Annotated in this window: 17 protein-coding genes, 4 tRNA genes and 1 pseudogene; 10 read left to right on the forward strand and 12 right to left on the reverse strand. The window is 41.0% G+C overall.

Annotated features, from left to right (window positions below):
* Positions 1–7 precede the first annotated feature (7 nt).
* The 4 genes from ACP69Y_RS07875 to ACP69Y_RS07890 all read left to right on the forward strand — a co-directional run bounded on the left by ACP69Y_RS07875 (position 8) and on the right by ACP69Y_RS07890 (position 3000).
* Positions 8–943 (forward strand): penicillin-binding protein activator, encoded by a 936-nt coding sequence (locus ACP69Y_RS07875; RefSeq protein WP_425917665.1) that lies wholly within the window; start codon positions 8–10, stop codon positions 941–943.
* Positions 943–1374 (forward strand): YraN family protein, encoded by a 432-nt coding sequence (locus tag ACP69Y_RS07880; RefSeq protein WP_425917667.1) that lies wholly within the window; start codon positions 943–945, stop codon positions 1372–1374. The genes ACP69Y_RS07875 and ACP69Y_RS07880 overlap by 1 nt, the downstream gene beginning before the upstream one ends.
* A 65-nt stretch (positions 1375–1439) precedes the next feature.
* Positions 1440–2123 (forward strand): BON domain-containing protein, encoded by a 684-nt coding sequence (locus ACP69Y_RS07885; RefSeq protein WP_425917668.1) that lies wholly within the window; start codon positions 1440–1442, stop codon positions 2121–2123.
* The gene (locus tag ACP69Y_RS07890) at positions 2113–3000 is read left to right on the forward strand and encodes an alpha/beta hydrolase (RefSeq protein ID WP_425917670.1); all 888 of its coding nucleotides are present in this window, start codon (positions 2113–2115) and stop codon (positions 2998–3000) included. Before ACP69Y_RS07885 ends, ACP69Y_RS07890 begins: the two co-directional genes overlap by 11 nt.
* A 1-nt stretch (position 3001) precedes the next feature.
* Here ACP69Y_RS07890 and nudC read toward each other — a convergent pair whose 3' ends face one another.
* The 3 genes from nudC to dnaQ all read right to left on the reverse strand — a co-directional run bounded on the left by nudC (position 3002) and on the right by dnaQ (position 6957).
* Positions 3002–3775, reverse strand: a complete 774-nt coding sequence (gene nudC / locus ACP69Y_RS07895; protein WP_425917672.1) for an NAD(+) diphosphatase — start codon at positions 3773–3775, stop codon at positions 3002–3004.
* Positions 3775–5418 carry a chemotaxis protein gene (locus ACP69Y_RS07900; protein ID WP_425917674.1) on the reverse strand — a complete coding sequence of 548 codons (1644 nt, stop codon included), beginning with the start codon at positions 5416–5418 and terminating at the stop codon, positions 3775–3777. Before ACP69Y_RS07900 ends, nudC begins: the two co-directional genes overlap by 1 nt.
* 126 nt (positions 5419–5544) lie before the next feature.
* The gene (gene dnaQ / locus ACP69Y_RS07905; protein ID WP_425917676.1) at positions 5545–6957 is read right to left on the reverse strand and encodes a DNA polymerase III subunit epsilon; all 1413 of its coding nucleotides are present in this window, start codon (positions 6955–6957) and stop codon (positions 5545–5547) included.
* A gap of 218 nt (positions 6958–7175) precedes the next feature.
* Here dnaQ and ACP69Y_RS07910 point away from each other — a divergent pair, with 218 nt between their 5' ends.
* The 6 genes from ACP69Y_RS07910 to ACP69Y_RS07935 all read left to right on the forward strand — a co-directional run bounded on the left by ACP69Y_RS07910 (position 7176) and on the right by ACP69Y_RS07935 (position 17332).
* Positions 7176–10445 carry a LysM peptidoglycan-binding domain-containing protein gene (locus ACP69Y_RS07910; protein ID WP_425917678.1) on the forward strand — a complete coding sequence of 1090 codons (3270 nt, stop codon included), beginning with the start codon at positions 7176–7178 and terminating at the stop codon, positions 10443–10445.
* Positions 10446–10474: 29 nt separating this feature from the next.
* The gene (locus ACP69Y_RS07915; protein WP_425917680.1) at positions 10475–12313 is read left to right on the forward strand and encodes an extracellular solute-binding protein; all 1839 of its coding nucleotides are present in this window, start codon (positions 10475–10477) and stop codon (positions 12311–12313) included.
* Positions 12314–12345: 32 nt separating this feature from the next.
* The gene (locus ACP69Y_RS07920; RefSeq protein WP_425917682.1) at positions 12346–13410 is read left to right on the forward strand and encodes a microcin C ABC transporter permease YejB; all 1065 of its coding nucleotides are present in this window, start codon (positions 12346–12348) and stop codon (positions 13408–13410) included.
* Positions 13410–14423 (forward strand): ABC transporter permease, encoded by a 1014-nt coding sequence (locus ACP69Y_RS07925; RefSeq protein ID WP_425917684.1) that lies wholly within the window; start codon positions 13410–13412, stop codon positions 14421–14423. The genes ACP69Y_RS07920 and ACP69Y_RS07925 overlap by 1 nt, the downstream gene beginning before the upstream one ends.
* Entirely contained in the window at positions 14398–15987 is a 1590-nt protein-coding gene (locus ACP69Y_RS07930) for an ABC transporter ATP-binding protein (protein WP_425917936.1), read from the forward strand. Before ACP69Y_RS07925 ends, ACP69Y_RS07930 begins: the two co-directional genes overlap by 26 nt.
* A 100-nt stretch (positions 15988–16087) precedes the next feature.
* A complete protein-coding gene (locus tag ACP69Y_RS07935) occupies positions 16088–17332 on the forward strand; it encodes an NADH:flavin oxidoreductase/NADH oxidase family protein (RefSeq protein ID WP_425917685.1) in 1245 nt (414 codons plus the stop codon).
* A gap of 5 nt (positions 17333–17337) precedes the next feature.
* On the opposite strand, the pseudogene ACP69Y_RS07940 reads toward ACP69Y_RS07935, so the two are convergent.
* The 9 genes and pseudogenes from ACP69Y_RS07940 to ACP69Y_RS07980 form a co-directional block, all read right to left on the reverse strand.
* A pseudogene (locus ACP69Y_RS07940) lies at positions 17338–18042 on the reverse strand (glutathione S-transferase N-terminal domain-containing protein).
* 133 nt (positions 18043–18175) lie between these two features.
* Positions 18176–18251, reverse strand: a tRNA-Glu gene (locus ACP69Y_RS07945).
* A 12-nt stretch (positions 18252–18263) separates the two neighbouring features.
* Positions 18264–18339: transfer RNA gene (locus tag ACP69Y_RS07950), tRNA-Glu, on the reverse strand.
* Positions 18340–18474: 135 nt separating this feature from the next.
* Positions 18475–19359: a hypothetical protein gene (locus ACP69Y_RS07955; protein ID WP_425917687.1), complete on the reverse strand. Its 885-nt coding sequence runs from the start codon at positions 19357–19359 to the stop codon at positions 18475–18477.
* Positions 19360–19440: 81 nt separating this feature from the next.
* A complete protein-coding gene (locus tag ACP69Y_RS07960; protein WP_425917689.1) occupies positions 19441–20859 on the reverse strand; it encodes an amino acid permease in 1419 nt (472 codons plus the stop codon).
* Between the two features lie 111 nt (positions 20860–20970).
* Positions 20971–21046 (reverse strand) — tRNA-Glu (locus ACP69Y_RS07965).
* Between the two features lie 255 nt (positions 21047–21301).
* Positions 21302–21466: a hypothetical protein gene (locus tag ACP69Y_RS07970; protein WP_425917691.1), complete on the reverse strand. Its 165-nt coding sequence runs from the start codon at positions 21464–21466 to the stop codon at positions 21302–21304.
* Between the two features lie 94 nt (positions 21467–21560).
* Positions 21561–24077, reverse strand: a complete 2517-nt coding sequence (locus ACP69Y_RS07975) for a TonB-dependent receptor plug domain-containing protein (RefSeq protein WP_425917693.1) — start codon at positions 24075–24077, stop codon at positions 21561–21563.
* Between the two features lie 205 nt (positions 24078–24282).
* Positions 24283–24358 (reverse strand) — tRNA-Glu (locus ACP69Y_RS07980).
* Between the last annotated feature and the right edge of the window lie 11 nt (positions 24359–24369).

Raw genomic sequence — 24369 nt, forward strand, 5'->3', positions numbered from 1 at the left:
TTCTCCAATGTTGAACAATAAAAATAATTTGATGGGCTTCATGCTGTATTGCGTTTTTAATCATGCACACGCTGAAGTGTTGGTTATTTTACCTGAATCGGGTCCCATGGCGCGAGCCGGATTGAGTGTCAAACAAGGTTTTATGAGTGCTTATCAAGCATCAGACCAGAAAACCCAGATTAAATTTGTAAATTCAGATAAAAAACAAATTGTGCAGCTGTTAAAAATATATGTGAATAAAAAAACCCAAATGGTGATTGGGCCTTTAGCACGTAATGAGGTGGAAGGGTTAATCAAGAGCAAACCCAAAGTTCGTGTTTTGGCTTTAAATGAAGTGACCGACCAAGCAGACAATATCTGGCAGTTTAGTCTATCCAAGAAAGATGATGCTTATGCGCTAAATCAAATTTTGCAGAAAGATAAAATGATAGAACTTTATGTTTTTCGCCAACCCGGAACAGAAGCCGACAGTGAACTTTTTCTCATGTCCTTAGTTTCACAAATGGATTATCCCTTAACTGTTGTCGAGGAACTACCTAAAAAGTTGAATAAAAAAAGTAGTTTATTACTACTCGGAAATAATAAATGGATCAATAGTCTGACAAAGTTACCCAATAAAAATGTCTATGTTTTGGCCAATGCCATTGAACAACATCAACCCCTACCCAAAGGCGTGAAGTTTTGTGATGCGCCGGCTTTGTATGATCTGGCATGGTCAGATGTGATTAAAGCCTATCAACAAAATCCTGTTTCCATGTCGTATCAACGACTATTGGCCTTTGGGGGCGATGCATGGCATATTACTCAACAATATTTAGAGGAACCAAATTTAAAAAATATTGAATTTTATGGGCGTACAGGGCTGATTAAAATCAGTAATAATCATATTCAGCGTATTCCACAGTGCTATGAAAATACCAGAAAAGGCATTAAGACTTTGTAATGGCAACGAATATGCAAGCTAATTTAAATTTAGGCCAATGGGCAGAACAGCAGGCTTTGGAACTTTTACAAGCTCAAGGTTTTGCACTGATTGTCACGAATTATCATTGCCGTTATGGAGAAATTGACCTGATTGTACAAAAGGATCAAGAATTGATATTTGTGGAGGTGAAAGCACGCTCCGCGACTCGATATGCACAATCCTGTGAAACGATTTCATTCTCTAAACAAAAGAAGATTATGAAATCAGCATTATGCTTTTTAAATACTTATCCACAATTCCAACAGTTTTATTGTCGGTTTGATGTGATTTGTTTTGATTTTTTTCAACAATTTGCAAAAACCATACAGCAAGATTTTTCTAAATTCACTTATGATCAGCAATGGATTGAAAATGCTTTTACTTTTGAGCAAGAGTTTATTAATCTTTGAACAAAATCAGAGCATAAATGCTGAAATAAAATAGAATTGAAATTAATGATGAGGAGTCTTGCTGAGTGTTTAACCGTATTGCAATGACGTTACTGTGTGTAGCAAGTTTATCTGGTTGTGCAAGTTTCATCTCTGGTGGCACAGGATCAGCCCCAGTAGGAACAGAGAGTGGTGCCCGTTCGCTTGGACAGGTGTTTATTGATTCTTCTATAGAACGTACCGCTAAAATTAATTTATATAAATTAGATACCCGCTTTAAACAAGCCCGGGTCAATATTGAAAGTTTTCATGGCAATGTCTTACTGACCGGTCAAGTGCCAGATGCCCATTTAAAGCAATTGGCTGAAGATAATGTGCGTGCAATGACGGATGTCAAAACTGTACATAATTATATTACCGTGGGTAATCAAATTGGTTATGCCACGATTATGCAAGATACCACGGTTACAGCCAACACACGTGGGCTGATAATGAAAGCTGTCGTGGTATCGGATAGTAAAGTCCGCATTCACACTGAAGATGGTATTCTATATGTGATGGGACGTTTAAATAGTGCCGAGATTCAGGATCTTAATCAGGTACTTGAGCAAGTGGGGAATGTCACTAAAATCATTACCCTGATTGATAACGTTGAAGAGTCACGTGCAGTGACTTCAAGTTTTAGCAGTCCTGTGGTGTATGCACAACCTGTTGAACAAACCCCTGTAGCGATTGATCCTGACCAAGCTGAGCCTGCGAATGCTCAATAATGTAACTCAATTGGTCAAAAAGAAACTGGAACAAAATGTCGCATTGGTGAAGATGTTTTACAAAGATTTTCGCCTTTACGATTTCGGTAGTTATGCACTGAATCGTTTAACCTCCAGAAAAGGTTATTCGGTCGTTGAAAACGTTGCTTATGGCTTAAAAGCCCGGCAACGCCTCGATATTTTTACTGCGGAAGCACCACGTGAACAACGTCCTTTAATTGTATTTGTACATGGCGGGGCGTGGTTACATGGAGATAAAAAAAATTATCGTTTTGTCGGTGAAGCCTTTGCGAAAGAGGGCTATGATGTTGCGGTGATCAATTATCATCTTGCACCAGAACATGTATTCCCCAGTTATATTGATGACCTCAGCCTGGCATTAAACTATCTGAACCAACATCAATCTAAACTGAATATTCGGACTGAAAAAATCGTGTTGATGGGGCATTCGGCCGGCGCATTTAATGTCATGTCGGCACTGTATCATCCAAAGCCATATACCTTGCACTGTCGTGCTCAAATTCAAGCGATTATTGGATTATCTGGACCTTATCATTTTGATTATAAGAATGATCCCTTATGTGCAGATGCGTTTGATCAGAGTGTACCTTATCAACATGTGATGCCATATTATTTTATTGAATCGAACACGGTGAAGCATTACCTGTTTTTGGCATCCAATGATCAAGTGGTCGGTCATAATAATTCAAAAGATTTGCATCGTATTTTGCAGGAAAAAGGCAATCATAGCCAGATGATTACCATCCCGGGTACCGGGCATGTTTCCATTATGGGATCGGTTTCGAGTTTGTTTAGCCGTTTTTTTCAGACCAAGAAACAAATTTTAGCGGCTTTGGATGAAGCGCTAAAACCCTAGCTTACAACCATTCACGAGTGTCATCTGCAACAGGGTGACCTTCGGTAATGTGTTTAATCATCGCGTAAGCAATACTGCCTTTAAAAGGGATTTCCGGCAGTTGATCCAGTTTAAAAAATTGTGCATCGCTAATTTCTTCTTCTTGAAGCTTGATGTCACCGGAAGCATATTCAGCACGGAAAGCGAGCATTAAATTACTCGGAAATGGCCAGGGTTGGCTGGCAAGATATTGCACATTTTTTACTTTTAATCCGACTTCCTCAAAGGTTTCACGGCGTACTGCTTCTTCTAAAGTTTCTCCAACTTCGACAAAACCGGCAATCAGACCATACATATTGGTTTTGTTTTTAGCATTTTTAGCCAGCAAGATTTCGTCATCACCGCGTGTGATTACCGTGATTACGCAAGGCTGTACCCGCGGATATTGGTGGTAACGACAAGCAGGGCAAATCATGGCATATTCAGTCGGATGTGCTTCCGTCTGATGTCCGCAGTGACTACAGAATTTATGGTTTTTACGCCATTCTAAAAGTTGAATTGCACGACTGGCATGTTCGAATTGCCTTGTATCCCAAAGCGTCAATAGCTGACGGATGGGAACCAACTGCAAGCCTTGAGGAATAGCTTCGTGTTCGAGAAGATCACGGGCAATCACTTGATCACCCGTGTTGAAGTGAAGATCACTTGCTAAACGTTCTACTTGAGGAAGTTGAAAGTTTTCATCCACTAACAGTTGATGTTGATGAAAAATATAAGCAAGTGATAATTCAGACATTAGGCAACAGTTTTCAGTTTTTCGCTACTTTCCAATGCTACATTAAACATCGCCTGTAATACAGGTTGTTTGTATTTTAAATTGTCAATCATCATATCGGCACTGGCTAAAGTGTCGAGAGTATGATTGATTTGTTCAGCAGTAATCACTGTTGAGCTTTCAATTTGCTGCTGAATAAAGTCTGCTGCGGTTTTTAACGCAGTTTGACCCGCTTCAGCATTTAAGAACAAGAGTGCTCCACCAATTTCACGCAATTGGGTCGGCGTATTTTCTATAGTTGCCAAATTGTTGTCTTGTAAGTATTGCATAAGGGTTTGGCTAGAAAGGTCAATCACCGCTTTAGTTTCATTCAGCAAAGCAGCATGCGCTTCATCTAAACGGTCTAAAGAGATATTCATGTTATGCACACGAAGCTGTAAACGGCTTGAGGTGTGATGACGTTCCAATACGCCAATTGAATTCATCGCAGATAGAATGCAATTCATCAATTGTTGTGCAAATCCTTCATCTTTAAGCACTTCAGCACTGCTAAGCAAACTGGCTTGGCGCGACAAATCATTAAAGGCTTCGTTCAGATTTAACACTTTGAAAATATTAGCCAGACTGGTTAATTTGTCTTGTAACTCTCGTGTTTTTTCTGGGCTCATATTTTGATAGTTGTATTCGATGTCGTTACGAATTTGTGTCATTTCAGTGGTCACAAGTTCACTAATCGTATGCATGGTATCAAAATCGGGACCATAAAGATGACGGCTGAACACTTGTAATTGCGTATCGGTCAAATGGTCTTCACCCAGATTAAGCTGGCTGCGGATATGTTGCGCAGTCTCATCTTCTTGACTAATACACAAACTTAAAATGTTGGCTAAATCTGGCAAGCTTGGTTTGAACCGATCAGGAGTATTGAAATATTGCGCCATGTTGCGTTCAATACTAATCAATGTGCGCAAACGCGGATCATTTAGAAGCAAGTGATCAATCTGGTCAAATGCAACATGCACCAGACTCCAATACTGCTTACTTGGGGTGTTTTCCGCAAAACCAGCTAAATATGCCCCGGTTAATTTGATCGCTTGTAGATCAAATTCAGTTTCTTCCTGTTTAATCAGCTTGTTTAAAGATAATTTATACAAGCGATGCACATATTTAGACTTCTCTAAGTTCGGTGCTTTAGGAAGCTGGAAGTCAGGGGTGAAGCTATCAATTAATGACTCAATATGCTGACCTTCATGGGTAATCGGCTTACCCAATACAATCTCAAGGCGATTCAGCGTATCGAGTAAAAATTGCGGAATTTTAACTTCACGCAAGCAAATAAATTCGATATAGCGTTTCATCATGGTGGTGCCTTCACTTAAGGCGATCACCTCCTGCGTATTAATTTGAGCAGGGTGCCCCATGATTTTACGCATTAATTCGGCAGAATATTGAGCGATTTTAGCCAAGCTTTGCATATCAATCAGCGCGAGTACTTGGGCACATTGCTCAAATTGATTCAGCGCATCATCAATACCAAAAGGTAAAGTTTGATCCTCTGCTAAGCTGCTAACCGCTGATTCGACTAGTTTAATTGAGTTATCAACCTCATTTTTTATTATCAGCAATGCAGTTGGGTCAAAATGAATAGAGGTTTGGTAAGACATGTATCTGCACCTTTCCTAGTGTTTTATCTGTTTATGAGCAGCCGGTTAAGGGCGAAACTTCTTTACATTTAACTATAACTTAACTGTTAAACGTTTAAATACAAAAAACCACTAGAAATGTAGATTTTATTTTGCAAAAAGACAAGCTGTTCCATGTTTTTCTTCAAATTGTTTGACCCATGTCTCATGTGCTTCAAGTTCCTGTTCTGAAGGCAGGATAACAGGAAGATCTATTTGTACACTTAGACGTGCGGTCTGTGCCTCTTGTTGCTCACTTTCGGTCAAGGTATCCATATCGAAGGAAACTTGACCACCCGTCATAGCTAAATAGACATCAGCTAAAATTTCAGCATCGAGTAAGGCACCGTGAAAAGTACGGTCTCGTTGTGGAATTTCATAACGGCGAACCAACGCATCCAGGGAGTTTTTCTGCCCTGGATGTTTGCTTTTCGCCATGGCTAAGGTGTCAGTAACCTTACACACTTCTGATAAAGCCACAAAGCCCGCACGTTTGAACTCCATGTTCAAGAAGTTCATATCGAAGCTGGCGTTATGCGCAATAATTTCTGCGCCTTTTAAATACTCAAAAAGTACATCGGCAATTTCTGCATACACAGGTTTGTCTTGTAAAAAGGCATCTGAAATACCATGAATGTTTTCAGAATCACCGACTGGTTTTTTCGGATTGATATAAATATGAATGGAACTACCCGTCAGTTTACGGTTGACCATTTCAATGGCACCGACCTCAATAATCCGGTCAGTATCCTGAAAGTAGAAGCCGGTGGTTTCCGTATCCAGAATCAGTTGGCGCGGACCATGAACCTGTTTGGTTCGTGGCGTAATCATAATATGTGGATGTTCTACATTTAAAAGGTCAGGAGCAACACTTTCTATAAGCTCATCTTGAACTTCAGCTTCGTCATTCATCTCTTCAGGCTGAATCATTTCTTGTTCTAAGTTTTCTAAAGCTTCCGTATCATCCTGCACATCCGATTCGATTAAATCAAAACCAAAAGGATCATCTAGGAGCCAGTCCTTTTCCACTTTTTTTTTATCTAAAACGACAGTTTGTTCTAATGGTTTTTCCGCTTTTGATGATGCATTTCTCATGGCTTTTAAGGTTTGATCTGCACCTAAGTTGGCGAGTTGATCTGCCATTTCATTGCCTGGGTGTCCAGCATGACCTTTAATCCAGTTCCATTCAATGTCGCGGCCCTGGCAGGTTGCGTCAAGCAATTTCCACAGATCAGGATTCTTAACATCTTTCCAGTTTTTCTTTTTCCAACCATGAATCCACTCGGTAATGCCTTGTTTCACATAGTTGGAATCGGTCCAGATAATCAGTTTGGCGTCAGTAGGACAGAACTTAATCCCTTCAATGGCCGCAGTCAGTTCCATGCGGTTATTGGTGGTTTCCGGTACACCGCCATACAGTTTATGTTCTTCAGTTTCAGTAATGACATATGCACCCCAACCGCCTAAACCTGGATTGCCGCGACAAGCGCCATCGACATAGAGTGTGATTGTTTGAGTCATATAAACCAAATCCGAACGAGTGAAAGTCAAATTGAACAGTGTGAATGGCATATTGTATAACGCAATTGCACTTTTGAACTGTATAACATGCTTATTTTTTAATTTCTTGTAACATTTATAGTGAAATCGCGCTAAATTATTGCCTTGTGTCTAAGACATGCTTCACTACAATGGCATATCTAAAAAATAAATTTTATACGAGTTGTCTGGATTTCTTTATGTATAAACCAACCGCGATTTTGGGGCAGCCTTTATTACCCAAATTTTTTAAAATTACAGTATTGGGTTCAGCTTTAGCTGCGCTAGGTCTGACTGGCTGTTCCTCGAGCCAAAGTGCAACGCAAGGATCAAAATCGAAACTGGTTGGTTCGGGATATCTGGACGCCAATAGTCTGGACTCCTTGGAAGATTTGCTTTCTGCCACAGATATGCGCGCGGTGGAGGGTGATCGCCTGCTGATTTTAAAACACGGTGACGTTTGGAAACGCATGACCGTGGGTTTTAAAATGGATCAAACCCATTGGGACTCTCGTATTGAAGCGCAGCGCGGTTGGTTTATTTCGCGTCAACCGTATTTAGATCGTTTGAGTGCGCGTGCTTCACGTTATCTTTATCATACGGTGAAAGAAGCAGAGCGTCGTGGCTTGCCGACTGAACTGGCTTTATTGCCAATTATTGAAAGTTCCTATGACCCTGCAGCAACCAGTAGTGCAGCAGCAGCCGGCATGTGGCAATTCATTCCAAGTACCGGCCGTATTTATGGTTTAAAACAAACCAGTTTATATGATGGTCGCCGTGATGTGGTTGAATCAACGCGTGCAGCGTATGAGTTTTTAGGAGGCTTGTACAACCAGTTCGGTTCATGGGAATTGGCTTTGGCGGCTTACAATGCAGGTCCAGGTCGTATCCAGCAAGCAATTAACCGTAATAAAGCCGCAGGTTTACCGACAGATTATTGGTCACTGAAATTGCCTCAGGAAACCATGAACTATGTGCCACGTTTTCTGGCAGTTGCACAAATTATTAAAAATCCGGGCGCATATGGGGTGTCTTTACCACCGATTGCCAACCGACCACACTTTAGAGAAGTGCCTGTTGGCCCGGTAAGTTTAAATGAAATTGCTTCTATTACCGGCTTGAGCCGTGCTGAGCTATATCAATTAAATCCAGGGCATCGCGGAGATTTGATTGATAGTGAAAGCCCAATGCGAATTATTATTCCGGCAGACCTGAGTCCATCGATTGATGCGCGACTTAAAAAATTATCTTCCAGTTCTGGGGGGTTATGGGCAAGTACTGCAAAACCCTTTACGCCAGAAAAATCTAATCCGCCTGACTTAAACACTCAAGTGATTAATCCGATAAAAACAGCTCCACCCGTATTAACCACGACACCTACAAAAACGTCTCAAGCTGTTGTAACTGCAGCGGTTAAAGCTACGAATCCGGTAACAACAACCTCCACATCAAAGGCACCTCTTTCTACCCCTCAAGGTTCAGCCGCACTGGCATCGTTTGCATCGAATAGCGATATTCCAAGTGCGCCACGTATTCCTGTAGCCGTGACTCAAGTGGCAAATGTTAAGCCGGTAACAGTTGAGCCGCCATTGTCTTCGGCTGAGCGTGAGCAAATTTTGGCTGCAGTGAAAGCTGAAGGTGAAAATAAAACAGTCGAGCAAGTGCTACAACCTGTAGCCAGCAAAGCTGAACAAGACAAAGTGGTTGCAGAGCTTAAAGCCCTTGCACCGCAAGGCACAGAAATTATTGATCCATTTGACGGTAAAATTAAACTCACTGCGATTCAAACCAGTCAGTCGGTGGCAGAGCAACAAGGGAAGGAGTTAACGAGAGGCTTTGCTTATCCTAAGGGGGTAGCGGAAAATACCAAAATTGATTCTGACGAAGCGAAACGTAACCAAGGTAAAAACTACGTTAAAACGGATTCAGAAATTGTGGTGGTTGCGCCTAAAGGAAAACGCAGTACCTATACTGTACTTCCAGGAGATACCTTGGCTGTGATTGCCATGAAAAATGGTTTGAACTGGCGTGATGTGGCGAAGTGGAATCAGATTGATCCAAACTCAGCGCTTTATGTCGGAACCAGTATTTATCTATATGATGCTAAACCGCAAAACACAGAAACATCTGCCAGCAATAAGTCAAAAACGCAGCCTGAAAGTTATGTGGTTCAAGCCAATGATAGCTTGACTGGGGTTGCTAGCCAGTTTGGCATGTCAGTTAAACAACTTGCGGATTACAATAATTTATCAGTCAGTAGTGGTTTGCGTGTTGGGCAAAAATTGTCGTTAAAAGAAACTGCTCAAAGTAATTCCGATACGGCGGAAACTAAGATCAGTAACGCAAAATCCAATGCTAAAGTGAAAACCAAGTCCTATGTGGTCAAACGTGGTGAATATTTAAAGCTGATTGCAGACCGTTATGCCTTGTCTAATCAAGAGCTGGCAGATTTAACCAAGGGTTTAACTGCGGGCAGTAGCTTAATGGTGGGGCAGAAAATTAATGTTCCATTACAAGAAGCAGAAATTAAAGTAGAAACGAAGCAGGAAGAAAAAGCCACTGCAGTTAAAGTAGAAACGGCTACTGTAGAACCTTCGTATATAACTGAAAGCTATCGTGTGCAACGGGGTGATACTTTATCCAGTATTGCAGCACAGTCAAAAATTTCTTTAACTGAATTAGCCCAACTTAATAAATTATCCAATAGCAGCGGCTTACAAGTTGGTCAGACCCTTAAAATTCCTGCAGGTTCAAATGTTCCTGAAAGTTATACCGTACAATCGGGTGATAGTTTGTCGGCTATTTCAGCTAAATATAATTTAGGCATGGATTATATTGCCAATATTAATGGCATTAACCGTAATACAGGCTTGCGTGTTGGACAGCGCTTAAAACTGAGTGGTGAAGAAGCTGCTCAAGACAAAGTTGAAGCAAAAATTGAAAAAGTCAGCTTCGAAAAACAGCCGGATACGCATACTGTAAAATCAGGCGAAACATTAAGCAGTATTGCCAAAAAATATCATTTACAACTGGATTATTTATCTGCATTAAATGGCTTAACCCGAACTTCAAGTTTACGTAGTGGGCAACGTTTGAAAATTGAAGGGGAGCTTCCGACGCTTGAAGAGAAAATTGACGCTCCAACTATAAAAGCTGTCAAATCATCAAAAAATGCTGATGCTTACACAGTGAAACCAGGCGAGTCTTTAAATGCGATTGCCAGTCGGGCCGGAATATCAGTTGCTGAATTGGCATCGTTGAATGATCTGAATGCACGTGCAGGCTTGCGTGTCGGTCAGCAAATCGTTGTCCCTAAAACAGTAATTGACTATAAAATCAAACGCGGTGATACCTTGATTGGTCTAGCCAACCGTTATGGTTTGGATCGCGAAAAGCTTGCTGAAATGAATGCGATTCAACCAAATACTCAATTGCGTATTGGTGATGTCATTAAAGTGCCAAACTTATAATTATACGCAAAGACAGGGAGTCATTTTAGATGTCATTTGCTTTAGCAAAACGCTTTGGTTTTGCCTGTGGGGTGAGTCTTTTGACGCAAGGACTGTGGGCTGCTGTGCAGACCACGCCTTATATTGCAATTCATAGCCAGCCGAAATATGCAGGCTTATCGGTCATGCCTTATGCAAATGCCAATGCTCCCAAAGGCGGTTATTTAAGTACAGCAAGTAATGGTACATTCGATAACTTGAATAGTATGAATGGCAAAGGCAGTTCAACAGAGGGCGTTGACCGTCTATTTGACTCGCTGATGTCGAATTCACTGGATGAACCGGGGGTGATGTATCCCTTGCTAGCGGAGAAAGTAACGTATGATCCCAAGCAAACCAAATATGTCATTTTCCATTTAAACCCCAAAGCACGCTTTAGTGATGGCGGTGCGGTGACTGCCGAAGATGTAAAATTTAGTTTTGATATTTATCAGACCAAGTCTAATCCGGGTTTGCAAATGTATCTGGCAGATTTGGATAAAACCGAAGTATTATCCAAATATACGGTAAAGATGAGTTTCAAGTCTGACAATAATTCTGAAATGCCGCTGATCTTGTCGCAAATGCCAATTTATTCGAAAAAAGATTGGCAGAACAAGGATTTCACCCGGGTCACCATGCAGCCGATTCTAGGTTCAGGGCCGTATCTGATTGATCGAATTGATGCTGGTCGCAGTATTACCTATAAACGTAACCCGAATTATTGGGCTAAAGATTTACCGGTCAATAAAGGGCGTTATAACTTTGACCGGTTGAAGTATGTTTATTACCGCAGTCTGGATATTGCTTTTGAGGGGTTTAAGTCGGGTCAATATACCCTGCATGAAGAGTTTACTGCGCGTAAATGGGTCACGGAATATCATTTTCCAGCGGTAAAAACAGGGATGGTGGTGAAATACAAGTTTCAGCACAATAACCCGATTCCCACGCAAAGTTTTGTGTTTAATACTCGCCGTACACCTTTTCAAGACATCAAATTTCGTCAAGCGATTACTTATGCATACGATTTTGAATGGCAAAACAAGGCGCTATTTTATGGACAATATCGACGATTACAGAGTTATTTTGCCAATAGTGAGCTTGAAGCAAAGGGTGTTCCAAGCCCTGCAGAACTGGCGGTTTTAAAACCCTATTTAGCCAAACTCAATCCGATTCAACGTCAGGGTGTTTTAAAGGACTGGAAATATCCAGTCTCCGATGCCAGTGGTTTTAACCGTAATAATTTGCTGACAGCACGCCAGTTACTCATCCAAGCAGGTTATACCTTTAAGAGTGGTCGTTTGCTCGATACCAAAGGCAAACCGATTCGGATTGAGTTTTTAATTCATCAAGACGGTTTGCAACGCACCCTCATGCCGTTTGTACGCAATATGAAACGTCTGGGTGTGGATGTTGCCATTCGTCATGTTGATGTGCCGCAATACATTGAACGTATGCGCAGCAAAGACTTTGACATGACCACCAATGTGATGCCACAGTCACTCAACCCAGGGAATGAGCAATCACAGTTCTGGGGCAGTGCATCGGCAGATCAACCGGGAAATTATAATTATGCCGGCATCAAAAATCCGGTGATTGATGATGTGATTCAGCAGGTCATCCGTGCACCTGATCGTGAGCAATTGGCCATCAGAACCAAGGTGCTGGATCGTTTATTGCGTGCCGGTTATTATCAAATTCCGACCTATGGTAAAGGTGAAAACTGGTTTGCCTATTGGAACATGTATCATCAGCCGAAGATTAAACCCAAGCTTTCAACAGGGATTGACTATTGGTGGAGTGATGCAGAACAAGCCAAAAAAGTCACTCATTATTTAGGTCAACAATAAGCAAGAGCACAGGCACAAGGAACGTCGTTTCGATGGGCATATATATATTAAAAAGACTGCTGCTGATTATTCCGACACTGTTTTTCATTTTATTGATTAACTTTGTGGTGATTCAAATTGCACCCGGGGGTCCGGTCGAGCAAGCCATTCAACAAGCAGAAGCTTTTCAGGGGCTAGGTGCGACTGGTGGTGAAACCGCGGCGACCAAAAGCAATTATCAGGGCGCAAAAGGCCTGAGCGAAGAAATGGTCGAGAAGATTAAAGCGCAATATGGTTTTGATCAGCCTGCACCCGAACGCTTCTGGATGATGCTGAAAAGTTATGTGACTTTCGATTTTGGCACCAGTTTTTTTAAAGATAAGCCTGTGACCCAATTGCTCTGGGAAAAAATGCCGGTGTCCTTATCATTAGGACTATGGAGCACTTTGCTAATTTATCTGATTTCTATTCCTTTAGGCATTAAAAAAGCGCGGCAACATGGCATGCTGTTTGATAAATCCACCTCCATGCTATTGGCGATCGGTTATGCCGTACCGTCTTTTGTCTTTGCGGTTTTGTTGATTGTCTTTTTTGCAGGCGGTTCATATTTTCAGTGGTTCCCACTCCAGGGACTGGTTTCAGAAAATTTTAGTGAACTGAGCGTATTGGGGAAAATTAAAGATTATTTTTGGCATATGACTTTGCCTTTGCTTGCGATGGTGATTGGCGGTTTTGCTAGCCTCACCTATTTGACCAAATATTCGTTTATGGAAGAATTAAACAAGCAATATGTCTTGGCGGCGCGTTCCAAAGGCTTAACAGAATCAAGGGTGTTATATGGTCATGTTTTCCGTAATGCCATGTTGATTGTAATTGCTGGTTTACCGGAAGCGCTGATTGGTATTTTCTTTGTCGGCAACCTGTTTATTGAAATCATTTTTAATCTGGATGGTCTAGGATTACTCGGTTTTGAAGCCATTCAACAGCGTGATTATCCCGTGATTTTCGGGACATTGTTCCTGTTTACCTTGTTGGGTTTGATTCTACGTTTAATTAGTGACGTGCTGTATCAGGTGATTGACCCGCGTATTAATTTTGATTCGCGAGGTGCAGAATAATGTCACCTTTAATGCATGCACGCCTGAAACGATTTAAGGAAAATAAACTTGGCTTTACTTGTTTAATTGTTTTCACGGTCATTTTTGTGTTGTCGCTGGCTTCTGAATTGATTGCCAACGATAAACCGCTGTTAGTGAAATATGATCATTCTCTCTATGTACCCGTTTTAAAATCCTATCCGGAAACCACTTTTGGCGGTGTCTTTGAAACCGAAGCCGATTATAAAGATCCGGTAGTACAGCAACTCATTAACGATAAAGGCTGGGCAGTCTGGCCGCTGATTAAATATTCCTACCAAACACCTAATCTGGAACTGGCGGTTCCAGTACCCTCTGCACCTACTTCCCAAAACTGGTTAGGCACGGATGATCAGGGGCGTGATGTATTGGCGCGCATTCTTTATGGTTTACGTGTATCGCTATTGTTTGGCTTTGCATTAACCATTGCTTCGGCCATTCTTGGAATCGCTGTCGGGGCGATTCAGGGCTATTATGGTGGATGGATTGATCTGCTTGGTCAGCGCATCCTGGAAGTATGGGGCGGTTTACCGATGCTATTTATGGTGATGATTCTGGTCAGCATGTTTACCCCGAATGTGTACTGGCTGTTTCTGATTATGCTGTTATTTGGCTGGACCACCTTGGTGGGACTGGTTCGTGCTGAGTTTTTAAAGGCACGTAATCTGGATTATGTCCGTGCCGCACGCAGTCTGGGTGTGGCAGATCGAACCATTATGTTGCGTCATATCTTGCCGAATGCCATGAGTTCGAGTTTGTCGCAGCTACCATTTATGTTAACCGCCAATATTACTGCTTTGACCGCCCTAGACTTTTTAGGCTACGGCTTGCCACCGGATGCGGCATCTTTAGGTGAATTATTATTACAAGGTAAATCCAATTTGAATGCACCGTGGTTAGCGCTTTCGGGCTTCTTTACCTTGGCGATTGTTCTATCTTTATTGATTTATATCGGGGAGGCGACACGTGATGCATTCGATCCAAGACGCCAATAATCCGCAAGCGCTATTAACTGTAGAGCATCTTAATATTCAGTATCAACAGCAGGTTTTGGTGGATGACCTGAATTTTCAGCTGCATGCAGGTGAAACTATTGCCATTGTTGGTGAAAGTGGTTCCGGTAAATCGATTAGTAGTCTGGCTTTACTTGGGCTGTTATCCAGCACGCTAAAAATAAAAGGTCAGGCTAGGCTGGGCCAACAGGATTTGCTAGCACTTAAAACTGAACAGCTGAGACAAGTTCGGGGTCATAAAATTGCCATGATTTTTCAGGAACCGATGACGGCTTTAAATCCGTTGCATCGGGTCGAGAAAATTATTGGCGAGACTTTATTACTGCAAGGCTGGTCAAAACAAAAGACTCAGGCACGCATTATTGAATTGCTGAATGATGTCGGAATTAGCGAGCCTGAAGAGAAATTACGCCGTTATCCGCATGAACTTTCCGGTGGGCAACGTCAACGGGTGATGATCGCTATGGCATTGGCCTTAGATCCGGACATTCTGATTGCCGATGAGCCCACCACCGCTTTGGATGTGACTTTACAGGCGCAAATCTTACATCTGCTTAAATCATTACAGCAAAGCCGACAGATGGCGATGATTCTGATCAGTCATGACCTAAATCTGGTACGTCGCTATGCCGATCAGGTGATTGTGATGAACAAAGGCGTAGTAGAAGAACAGGGCAGTGTTGCGGAAATCTTTAAAAACCCGAAACAAGCCTATACCCGAGATTTGCTGAATCATGATTTTGGCGAAGCAATTCAAATTGCAGACAGCCCCAATATCTTGGCTTTACACAATGTCGCGGTGAAGTTCCCGATTAAACAAGGATTGCTGAACCGAGTCAAAGACTACTTTGTAGCGGTTGAACCCTTAGATTTAAAGTTGGCACAAGGCGAATCGATTGGCATTGTGGGGGAAAGTGGGTCGGGCAAAAGTTCGCTGGCTCTGGCGATTACCCGCTTGATTAAAAGTGATGGTGAAATTGTTCTGCTCGGTACAGATTTAAACCAGTGCAATGAAAAGCAGTTACGACCCTTGCGTGCCGAGTTTCAGATTGTGTTTCAAGATCCGTTTAGCAGTTTAAATCCACGGCTGAATGTCGAGCAAACCATTGGTGAGGGGTTGGGCTTAAAAAAACTGTCTGCAATTGAAATATCACAGCGGATTGATGAAGCTTTGGAAAAAGTAGAATTGCCCATTAGCTTTAAAACGCGTTATCCGCATGAATTGTCAGGCGGGCAACGGCAGCGTGTCGCATTGGCACGAGCATTGGTATTACGACCGAAGTTACTCATTTTGGATGAACCGACCTCGGCACTGGATCGAACTACACAGCGTGCAATCGTGAAATTGCTCAGACATTTACAGCAAGAGCACCAGATCAGTTATTTATTTATCAGCCATGATTTACAGGTGGTGAAAGCATTGTGTCAAAAAGTGTTGGTGCTGCGTCATGCTCAAGTGCTGGAATTTCAAAGCACAGAACAATTATTTTTAAATCCAAAAACTGAATATACCCGTCAATTGATTGAAGCAAGCCAGTATGTTTAAAATTACTGACAAGTCATATTGTCAGAATAGTCATTGACGGATTGCATAATCAGTTTAGAGTTTTAACTCTTTATAAATATAAACAAAACAGGATATGGATATGAGCCATCTTGCCGAAGCAATCAGTATTCGAAATACTCCCTTTAAAAATCGCATTATTAAAGGTGCGATGAGTGAAGCCTTGGCAAATGATGCAGGTCAGCCGGGTCAGTTACATTTGGGTTTGTATGAAGCGTGGGCAAAAGGTGACCTGGGTTGTGCAATTACCGGTAATGTGATGGTGGACTTCCGTGCCAAAAACGAACCGGGCGTGGTGGTAATTGAGTCAGAGCGTGATTTGGTTCAGCTGAAGCAATGGGCAGAGATCGGTAAACAACATGGCATGGTGCAACTGATCCAGTTGTCCCATCCAGGCCGTCAGTGTCCTAAAGGTTTAAATAAGGAAACTGTGGCACCATCGGCAGTGCCTTTTAGTCCAATGCTGGCGACCACGTTTGGTACACCGCGTGAATTACGTGAAGATGAAATTCTCGACATTATTCAACGTTTTGCAACTTCAGCTCAAATTTGCGAGAAAGCCGGTTTCGAAGGCGTACAGCTGCATGGTGCACATGGTTATCTGATCAGCCAGTTTTTATCGCCATTAACCAATAAACGTCAGGATCAATGGGGTGGTTCGATTGAAAATCGTATGCGCTTTTTACTAGAAATTTATAAAGCAGTACGTGCAGTCACTTCGGATCAATTTATTATTTCCGTAAAATTGAATTCAGCTGATTTCCAGCGGGGTGGCATTACTGAAGATGAAGTAATTGCAGTCTTTAAAGCGATTGATACAGCGGGAATCGATCTGATCGAGATTTCTGGTGGAACTTATGAAGCACCTGCAATGGCTGGAGCTAAAGCAGATAAACGTAAAGTCAGCACCATTGCCCGTGAAGCCTATTTCCTCGATTTTGCGGAGAAGATTCGTCAGCAAGTAAAATGTTATTTGATGGTGACAGGTGGCTTCCGTACGGTAGAAGGGATGAATGCTGCACTGGACAGTGGTGCATGTGAATTTATTGGGATTGCACGGCCGTTGGCGGTGGAAACTGATTTAACCAATCGTCTGATTGCTGGGGAGGATGTTCGTTATGCGGTAGATAAAATTAAAACCGGTATTCCCATGGTCGATAAAATGGCGATCATGGAAATTATCTGGTATGCCGCACAGTTTAAAGAGATCGCACGAGGAAAACGTCCAAATCCAAAACTCTCGCCACTGAAAGTTTTCTTTAAGTATGCCAAAGGCAATATTACAGCCATGATTAAAGGTCGGGTTAATTCACGTCGAAGTGCTTAAGTGGCTTACCACGCTTTAGACCTATAAGATTGAAATTCCGAAGCAGACCATTGTCCTTTCTTTAATATGCTTTGAAAGGTAGGTCTGCTTTGTATGTGTTACAGATAGCACTGAATATTTTGCAGGGATGAAAATTCTGTATTGGCTTGGGTGCAAGCCCATAGTGGAAACCACAATAAAACATCGGCAATGATGAAATGATTAGCAGCTAAATATAAGTACTTTTTAAAGGTTCATTTATCATGAATAAATGCTGCTGTAATGCATGATTTAAATAACCTCGATCAAAGCCAAACTTTAGAAACTTACTGACCAGTCTCACGGGGAGAGGGGTTCTTGCTACAATTTGAGCAAAAATCTGTTTCAGGGCTAAATCGGGCATAAAAGTCGCTTCAGCAAAATTTTTCCAATAATAATAGAAGTGTATTTCTTGAAGAGAAAGCTGGGAGATACCTAAATCATTTAATTGATGATTTAAGTGATCGGCAATTGCAGCCGTTTCAGTGAGGCTAAGACCTCAGCGGAATGGCCATCAAAAATGTGTATCGTGGGAAATTTGGTGGGTGGATGATTGCTTTGGAGTGGTGCTAATTCTTGAGTCGGGATTTGGTATCACAAAAGACCAATTCATAATCGAGCTGTAATTCTTCTTATAGCCAGAGAATGCGTTGAGAAGGTGAATTGGTTTTGTGGAACAGGCGAATAGGCATAAGGTTAAATTTATTATGTTACTGTCTTGAAAGGATAAAGCAGAAAGAAATTTTGGATTTAAGAATATTTAAAAACAAAAAAACCTGATTCATCATGATCAGGCTTTTTGTTGAGATTTTTCAATCTCGAATATGGCGACCCTACGGGGATTCGAACCCCGGTTACCGCCGTGAAAGGGCGATGTCCTAGGCCTCTAGACGATAGGGTCATCTATATGAATTGGCGTCCCCACGGGGATTCGAACCCCGGTTACCGCCGTGAAAGGGCGATGTCCTAGGCCTCTAGACGATGGGGACGTTTCAGAGGTGGGCGTATAATAGGGTGGATATGATACCCTGTCAAACCTTTTTCCGGGATAATCTTTAAAAACTTAATCAAGTGAATAAAAATAAAACAAATAGGTGGAATATACTCTGAAATGCCCTGTTTTTTCAGTTTAAGGCCTCGACAATGCTTTTAATCACAGCAGGATGCTGCAGGTAGCCGCTAATATTATGGGGATTATTGATCAGCGTCATAATTGCCTGATTAATAATCGGGGGATCGAAATTAAAAGGGGCTTCGGAGAGGGGGAAGGCTGTTAAAAAGTCTTCAGGTGAATAAAAATTAAACCAGTCACCATGCAGTTGAGGCGGTCGGGAAATCGGTGCAACCAGTTTGGCTTGAACCACTTTAAAGGCGAGCGGTGATCCCAGAGTAATAAAGCGCTGTAACCTAAAATTTTTGAATCGATGGAGGAGATTGTAAGCAATCACAGAGCCTAGTGAATGTGCCACAATAATATGATCTTTATTGGGATCAAGATGCGACATAATCCTGTGATGTACCTCATGCATAAAATCTGGATTAGATAAATACAGATAAGTTTCAATTAAAAATTTATGAATCAGTGTTTCATGCAGTTTGGGATAATGATTAAGAAACAAGGATAATTCTCTGAAAGCATGATCTTTAGTGAGCGCAGAAATGATGGATAAACGTTGGGTAAGCGTTTCAGAATGATTTGGATTAAAGGTGGGTAAGGAGGTGACGCAAGGTCTATGTTCTTGATCAATACAGGTATTGTGGCCTAAGTAAAAGGGGAGATGCAGATGTGAAATTGATTTGGGTAAAAATGTGTCTAAATCCACAGTGTTATACAAGTGATGCTTGCTCAGTAAATCACCATAAAAGGGCAGCTTGATTTCCAGTGAATTAACATCAATATTTTGCCCGGAATGATTTAAACCGATTTGAAATACATTTGACCAATGTTTTTTTAATGACTTTTCATCATAATTTTGTTGGTTCATACCGTGAATAAAAATGATTTTCATACCGGCTCATGTTGTTTATAGAAGTTATTGTCTTTATTTAGCTTAAAAAAAAGAGTGGTACTTGACCACTCTTTTTCTGTGTTAGTTTTGCTTCCGGTAGAAAACATAGTAACTGAGATAACAAGCTGCAATAAAGATCAAGCACCCAATAAAGCCAGGCAGCATTTCAGGGTCGAATGCCATGCTTATTGCCGTGATAAAACAGAACACAAAACCTAAAATGGGCACAAGAGGAAACAATGGCGCAGCAAAACCTAAGTCTTTTGCGCTGTGACCCTGTTTATACCATTGACGACGGAAATTGAACTGGCTTAAACAGATACTCATCCATACAATCACCATTGTGAATGCTGCAACACCCAGTAAGTTCTTAAAGATAGTCTCTGGGGCAAATTGTTCAGACAATAGACCAGGTAAGGCACCCAGCATGGTGACCACCACGGCCACAAAGGGAATACCGCGATGATTCACTTTAGAGAAAACCGCAGGTAACTGTTTTTTATCAGACAAAGACCACATCATACGTGATGCAGCAAATAAACCCGAATTTGCCGCAGACAATAATGCTGTGATAATCACAAAACGAATAATGTCTTCAGCGTATGGAATACCGATATGGGTAAATACAGTAACAAAGGGACTGCTACTAACGCCTTCGGCATTTAGGCCGGCCATTTGATGCGGTAACAGCGCACTGATCACCACGATGGTACCGACAAAGAAAATCAATAAACGCCAAATAGCTGCATTGATGGCTTTAGGGACATTCTTGGCTGGGTCTTTGGTTTCACCTGCAGCAACACCAATCAATTCAGTACCAGAGAAGGCAAAATTGACAATCAGCATGGTTGCAAAAATGGGGAACAAGCCTTGTGGGAACCAGCCTTGAGCGGTTAAGTTGCTAAACAAGGGAGCAGACTCATAACCATTAAAGTTTAAAATGCCGAAAATGGCCAATAGTCCCAGTAAAATAAAAGCAATAACAGTCAGTACTTTAACTAAAGATAACCAAAATTCAGATTCGGCAAACCAGCGGGTTGAACTCATATTTAAGCCGAAAACCACCGCAGCAAAAACAATGGTCCATAACCAGACCGATACGTGAGGAAACCACTCCTGCATCAGCAATGCAGCAGCGGTAAATTCTGTACCGAGTGTCGCTGCCCAAGTTAACCAGTAAAGCCAAGTTACGGTATACCCGGTACCTGGACCAATATAATTTCGTGCATATGTACCAAAAGAACCCGATTCGGGCATATGTACCGCAAGCTCGCCTAAGCAAAGCATAACAGCATAGGCAATTAAACCGCCCAATACATAGGAGATGATTGCACCTACAGGCCCCGTTTGTGCAATGACTTCACCCGAACCTAAAAACAAACCTGTTCCGATTGCGCCACCAAGCGAAATCATGACCAGGTGTCGAGTACTCATAGCGCGTTTTAAAGGCGCAGAATTGCCCTGATGCGAAGCATCATTCGGAGTATGAGATGACTGCATAAGAGAAAAATAAAAAAGACAAATGAAGCGAGCTATTGTAGTGAAAAACTACAAATCTGCAATGTAATAATGAGAAGTATTGAAGCTTGAATGATCGTATAGCACGATATATGGCGACCCTACGGGGATTCGAACCCCGGTTACCGCCGTGAAAGGGCGATGTCCTAGGCCTCTAGACGATAGGGTCGTTAGGAGGTGATGCGTATATTATGGATTTTTAATGGGGCTGTCAAACCTGTAATTGGATTATTTTTTAAATATTGAATTGCTTGCATAAAAAATGACAATTTAAAAAGTAAATTGCACGATAAACAATTCAATTTGAAAATGGTCTGAATATTTTCTTGCCATTAAAATGTATTTACATTTAAAAAAGAATGAAGTTAAGAGCTATAAAACCGATAAATTACCCTTTAGAGTAAGGCACGTTTAAAATTAGGCATTAGTGGTCTGGGGTTTGATATTTTTGTGATTGTTCTTGTGCGGGTATTTGTTTAGGTGCTGCAGGAGAGGATTCTCTAGCCTGCTCTGCATCTTTGCTGGCGAGATATAAATATACAGCCGAAGGAAGCAAAATCATTAAAACAATAAAAACTTTTTTCAACATAATCGGCATAACCTTCATTTAAAGGCACTAACGTTAGCATGCAAACTGCCATAAAAAAAGAGCACCGTAGTGCTCAGGAGTTAAACTGTTAAAATTAGAATTTAAAAGTAATATCGGCAATAAACTGGCGACCGATTTCAGAGTTCGTAGTTCCCTCATTATTTACATAGCTATTATGTCGATTTATCACATTGTTTACAGTCAGACCTAAGATGGAATCCAGGTTTTTAGAAACTGAAATTAGGTAAGTGGCCCGAATATCCCAATTAAATGCGTTTTTTGTTTCAATAGGCGTAAACAGGTCATATTGATGACCATCACTATCTGTATAGCCTAATGCTTTTCGTTGCATTGCATCCATTTTTGCTCGGTAGCTAAAGAAATTATTGATTCGTAATGGCGTATTGCTGAATTGAATATCCCATCCTAACCGTACTGTCCATGGGGTATTGTAATTCGAAGCTGGTATCTCTCTGGCATTAATTAGTTTACCGCCGTAGTAGACTTCAGATGTCCCATTGTAGTTCGTGGTGTAATCTGTAAAGTTACGGGTTGTATCAGTGTAATCTGCAGCTAAGCTCAAATGATGGAAAGAGTTTCTCAATTCAATAGGATTAATATTCTTTATGGTAAAAGTATAAATATTTGATTCTGATCGTCCGGAATTATCATAAGTCCACGTTTTTTGTGTTGTAGAACCCGTAATTTCAGGTCTCATAATTGAGGTAGTTTGATTAATCTGGTCTTTGTTGTCGCGATTAACCCACTTTAAGCCCATATCTAAATTTCGATATTTTCCATTCATTGCAAAAAGTATTTCATCTGAATAGGGCGTATTGAGTTCTGAACGTAATCCAGTTGCAATGGCATAAGAGTCATCTGTCTTCCATGCTTCATTGGCATTATTTCGTGTTTCTTTGGTTTGTAAACGATCCTTGCGATCTTGGAGCTCATTAAAAAAAGCATTTAACCCATAATAACGATTCCATCCTGTGGTAATCAAAAAGTGATCATCTCCCCATGGCCTGAATACAAAAGCTGTTCGTGGAGCGATATTATTGTTTTTGGTTAAACTGTCATAGTCTGTTCTAAAACCTAAAGTTGCGGTAATGTACTTATTCCACTGAATTTTATTTTCTAAGAAAGCATGCCAACGGTCTTGTTGAACATCAATAATGCCTTCACGGTAGGAAAAACGATTTTTTAGGAATTGCCCTTGATAATTGCTGAGTATGGTTCTACCTTCATCACAAGCATCATAAGATGTACCATCGGGAGCCCTACAGCTATTGCCATTCAAATTTGCAAAACCGGTATACCAATATGTATCCACAGGTCTTGCCCAATATGCTTCATAATGACCATAACCGGCACCCATTTTAAAAGTATGGCTAAAGTTGTCTGTTTGTATAGGCTCAAAGAGTGCCTTGAAAGAATATTCTAGTTTTTCTTCTTGCTGTTCCATGCTGCCAAAAGTCCCTTCATTTTGAGCAGTTTTTTCTGACCAGTTTTTTGTAATGGATTTTGTCCAGGCATATGCATCTTGTTCGCCATCTCGTGCTGCAGTTTGGGTTTGGTAATTTAGCTGTTGCTCAATATCGACATGGTTCAGTTTGTTTTTAAGATTAATATAAAAATTTTGGCTATTGGAAGTGTGAATAGAATCAGAATCTAATGAATTGGATTGGAAATATAATCCTTCTGATTCAAAAAATTGTGTACCAAATTTTAGGCTGGTTTGATCGTTAGGGGTATAGAATGCTTCAAAACCTGCATTGCTTGATTCACGTTGTTGATCGAACTTAGAAGGCTCAAGTAATTCGGTTTGCAAGGGAATGTCGGAGCGGCGATATGAGCCAAAGACATTTAATCCTAAGTTGTCAGTCAAATTGCCATATGTAGTTGCACTTATACCTTGTTTGGTAAAGTAACGCTGATAATCTTTACCGGTTGAATTTTCAAATTTTTCTTGTTCGGTTTCATTTATATAATTAATTCTAGACCAGTGATCGGACGTATAGTCATAGCTCAAAGAACCATGAATCTTGCCAATAGCAGTTTTAGGCATACATGTGTCAGCACTAACTACGCCGCCAGTAAACTCACCATATTCAGCGCTAATGTTGCTATCTAAAACGGTTAAATTGCAAATTAAATCAGTATTTACTGCTACAGTTTGCGAACTGCCCATCAAATCCATATTGGAGTTGTTGTTAGAGCCTCCAGCTGGATTAATATTATTATTGATGCTTAATCCATTAATTAAAAATTTATTCTCATAAGGCAGGCTGCCATTAATACTGATTTCAGCAGGGGATAATTCACCTTGCTGTTTTCCACTTCTATAGCTTTTATCAAATTGCACATTCGGATTGACCTTTAACAAATCGCTAATGTTCTTTGAGCTATTCGGTATTTTGTCTAAATCTTCTTTTGTATAGACAGTTGTTCCTGTTTCGTCAGTTTTTTCTGCCTGCATCACAATGGGGATAAGAGGAATAGGTGAATCAATTGATGCGGATGTTGCAGTTTGTGAAAGATCATTAGCGTGAATAGAAGTACTCAGCGCAATTAAGATAGCAAAACTGAGAGAAGAGCGGTTAAATCGCATAGCTAATGATTTTAAAAGTGAAAACGAGAGTGATTATCATTAAATAATTAATCTTAATCAATAGTAATGAGAATTATTTTCGATAAAATATTTTAATAGAAAGTAAATTAATCAATAGTATAGGTAGTATTGTTTAGCAATATAGCGAAATCTATAGAATAGAGTGCATTTAAGAAATTGAATTAAAGCGAGGAGAAATAATATATGGCGTCCCTACGGGGATTCGAACCCCGGTTACCGCCGTGAAAGGGCGATGTCCTAGGCCTCTAGACGATAGGGACGTTTAGAAGAT

The sequence above is a fragment of the Acinetobacter sp. TSRC1-2 genome, assembly GCF_049895885.1.
GTDB lineage: Bacteria > Pseudomonadota > Gammaproteobacteria > Pseudomonadales > Moraxellaceae > Acinetobacter.

What these genes read in the sequence shown, in the direction of transcription:
- ACP69Y_RS07875 (WP_425917665.1), top strand. Translation starts at nt 8, where the DNA reads ATGTTGAACAATAAAAATAATTTGATGGGCTTCATGCTGTATTGCGTT.
- ACP69Y_RS07880 (WP_425917667.1), top strand. Translation starts at nt 943, where the DNA reads ATGGCAACGAATATGCAAGCTAATTTAAATTTAGGCCAATGGGCAGAA.
- ACP69Y_RS07890 (WP_425917670.1), top strand. Translation starts at nt 2,113, where the DNA reads ATGCTCAATAATGTAACTCAATTGGTCAAAAAGAAACTGGAACAAAAT.
- nudC (WP_425917672.1), bottom strand. Translation starts at nt 3,775, where the DNA reads ATGTCTGAATTATCACTTGCTTATATTTTTCATCAACATCAACTGTTA.
- ACP69Y_RS07900 (WP_425917674.1), bottom strand. Translation starts at nt 5,418, where the DNA reads ATGTCTTACCAAACCTCTATTCATTTTGACCCAACTGCATTGCTGATA.
- dnaQ (WP_425917676.1), bottom strand. Translation starts at nt 6,957, where the DNA reads ATGACTCAAACAATCACACTCTATGTCGATGGCGCTTGTCGCGGCAAT.
- ACP69Y_RS07910 (WP_425917678.1), top strand. Translation starts at nt 7,176, where the DNA reads ATGTATAAACCAACCGCGATTTTGGGGCAGCCTTTATTACCCAAATTT.
- ACP69Y_RS07915 (WP_425917680.1), top strand. Translation starts at nt 10,475, where the DNA reads ATGTCATTTGCTTTAGCAAAACGCTTTGGTTTTGCCTGTGGGGTGAGT.
- ACP69Y_RS07920 (WP_425917682.1), top strand. Translation starts at nt 12,346, where the DNA reads ATGGGCATATATATATTAAAAAGACTGCTGCTGATTATTCCGACACTG.
- ACP69Y_RS07925 (WP_425917684.1), top strand. Translation starts at nt 13,410, where the DNA reads ATGTCACCTTTAATGCATGCACGCCTGAAACGATTTAAGGAAAATAAA.
- ACP69Y_RS07930 (WP_425917936.1), top strand. Translation starts at nt 14,398, where the DNA reads ATGCATTCGATCCAAGACGCCAATAATCCGCAAGCGCTATTAACTGTA.
- ACP69Y_RS07935 (WP_425917685.1), top strand. Translation starts at nt 16,088, where the DNA reads ATGAGCCATCTTGCCGAAGCAATCAGTATTCGAAATACTCCCTTTAAA.
- ACP69Y_RS07955 (WP_425917687.1), bottom strand. Translation starts at nt 19,359, where the DNA reads ATGAAAATCATTTTTATTCACGGTATGAACCAACAAAATTATGATGAA.
- ACP69Y_RS07960 (WP_425917689.1), bottom strand. Translation starts at nt 20,859, where the DNA reads ATGCAGTCATCTCATACTCCGAATGATGCTTCGCATCAGGGCAATTCT.
- ACP69Y_RS07970 (WP_425917691.1), bottom strand. Translation starts at nt 21,466, where the DNA reads ATGTTGAAAAAAGTTTTTATTGTTTTAATGATTTTGCTTCCTTCGGCT.
- ACP69Y_RS07975 (WP_425917693.1), bottom strand. Translation starts at nt 24,077, where the DNA reads ATGCGATTTAACCGCTCTTCTCTCAGTTTTGCTATCTTAATTGCGCTG.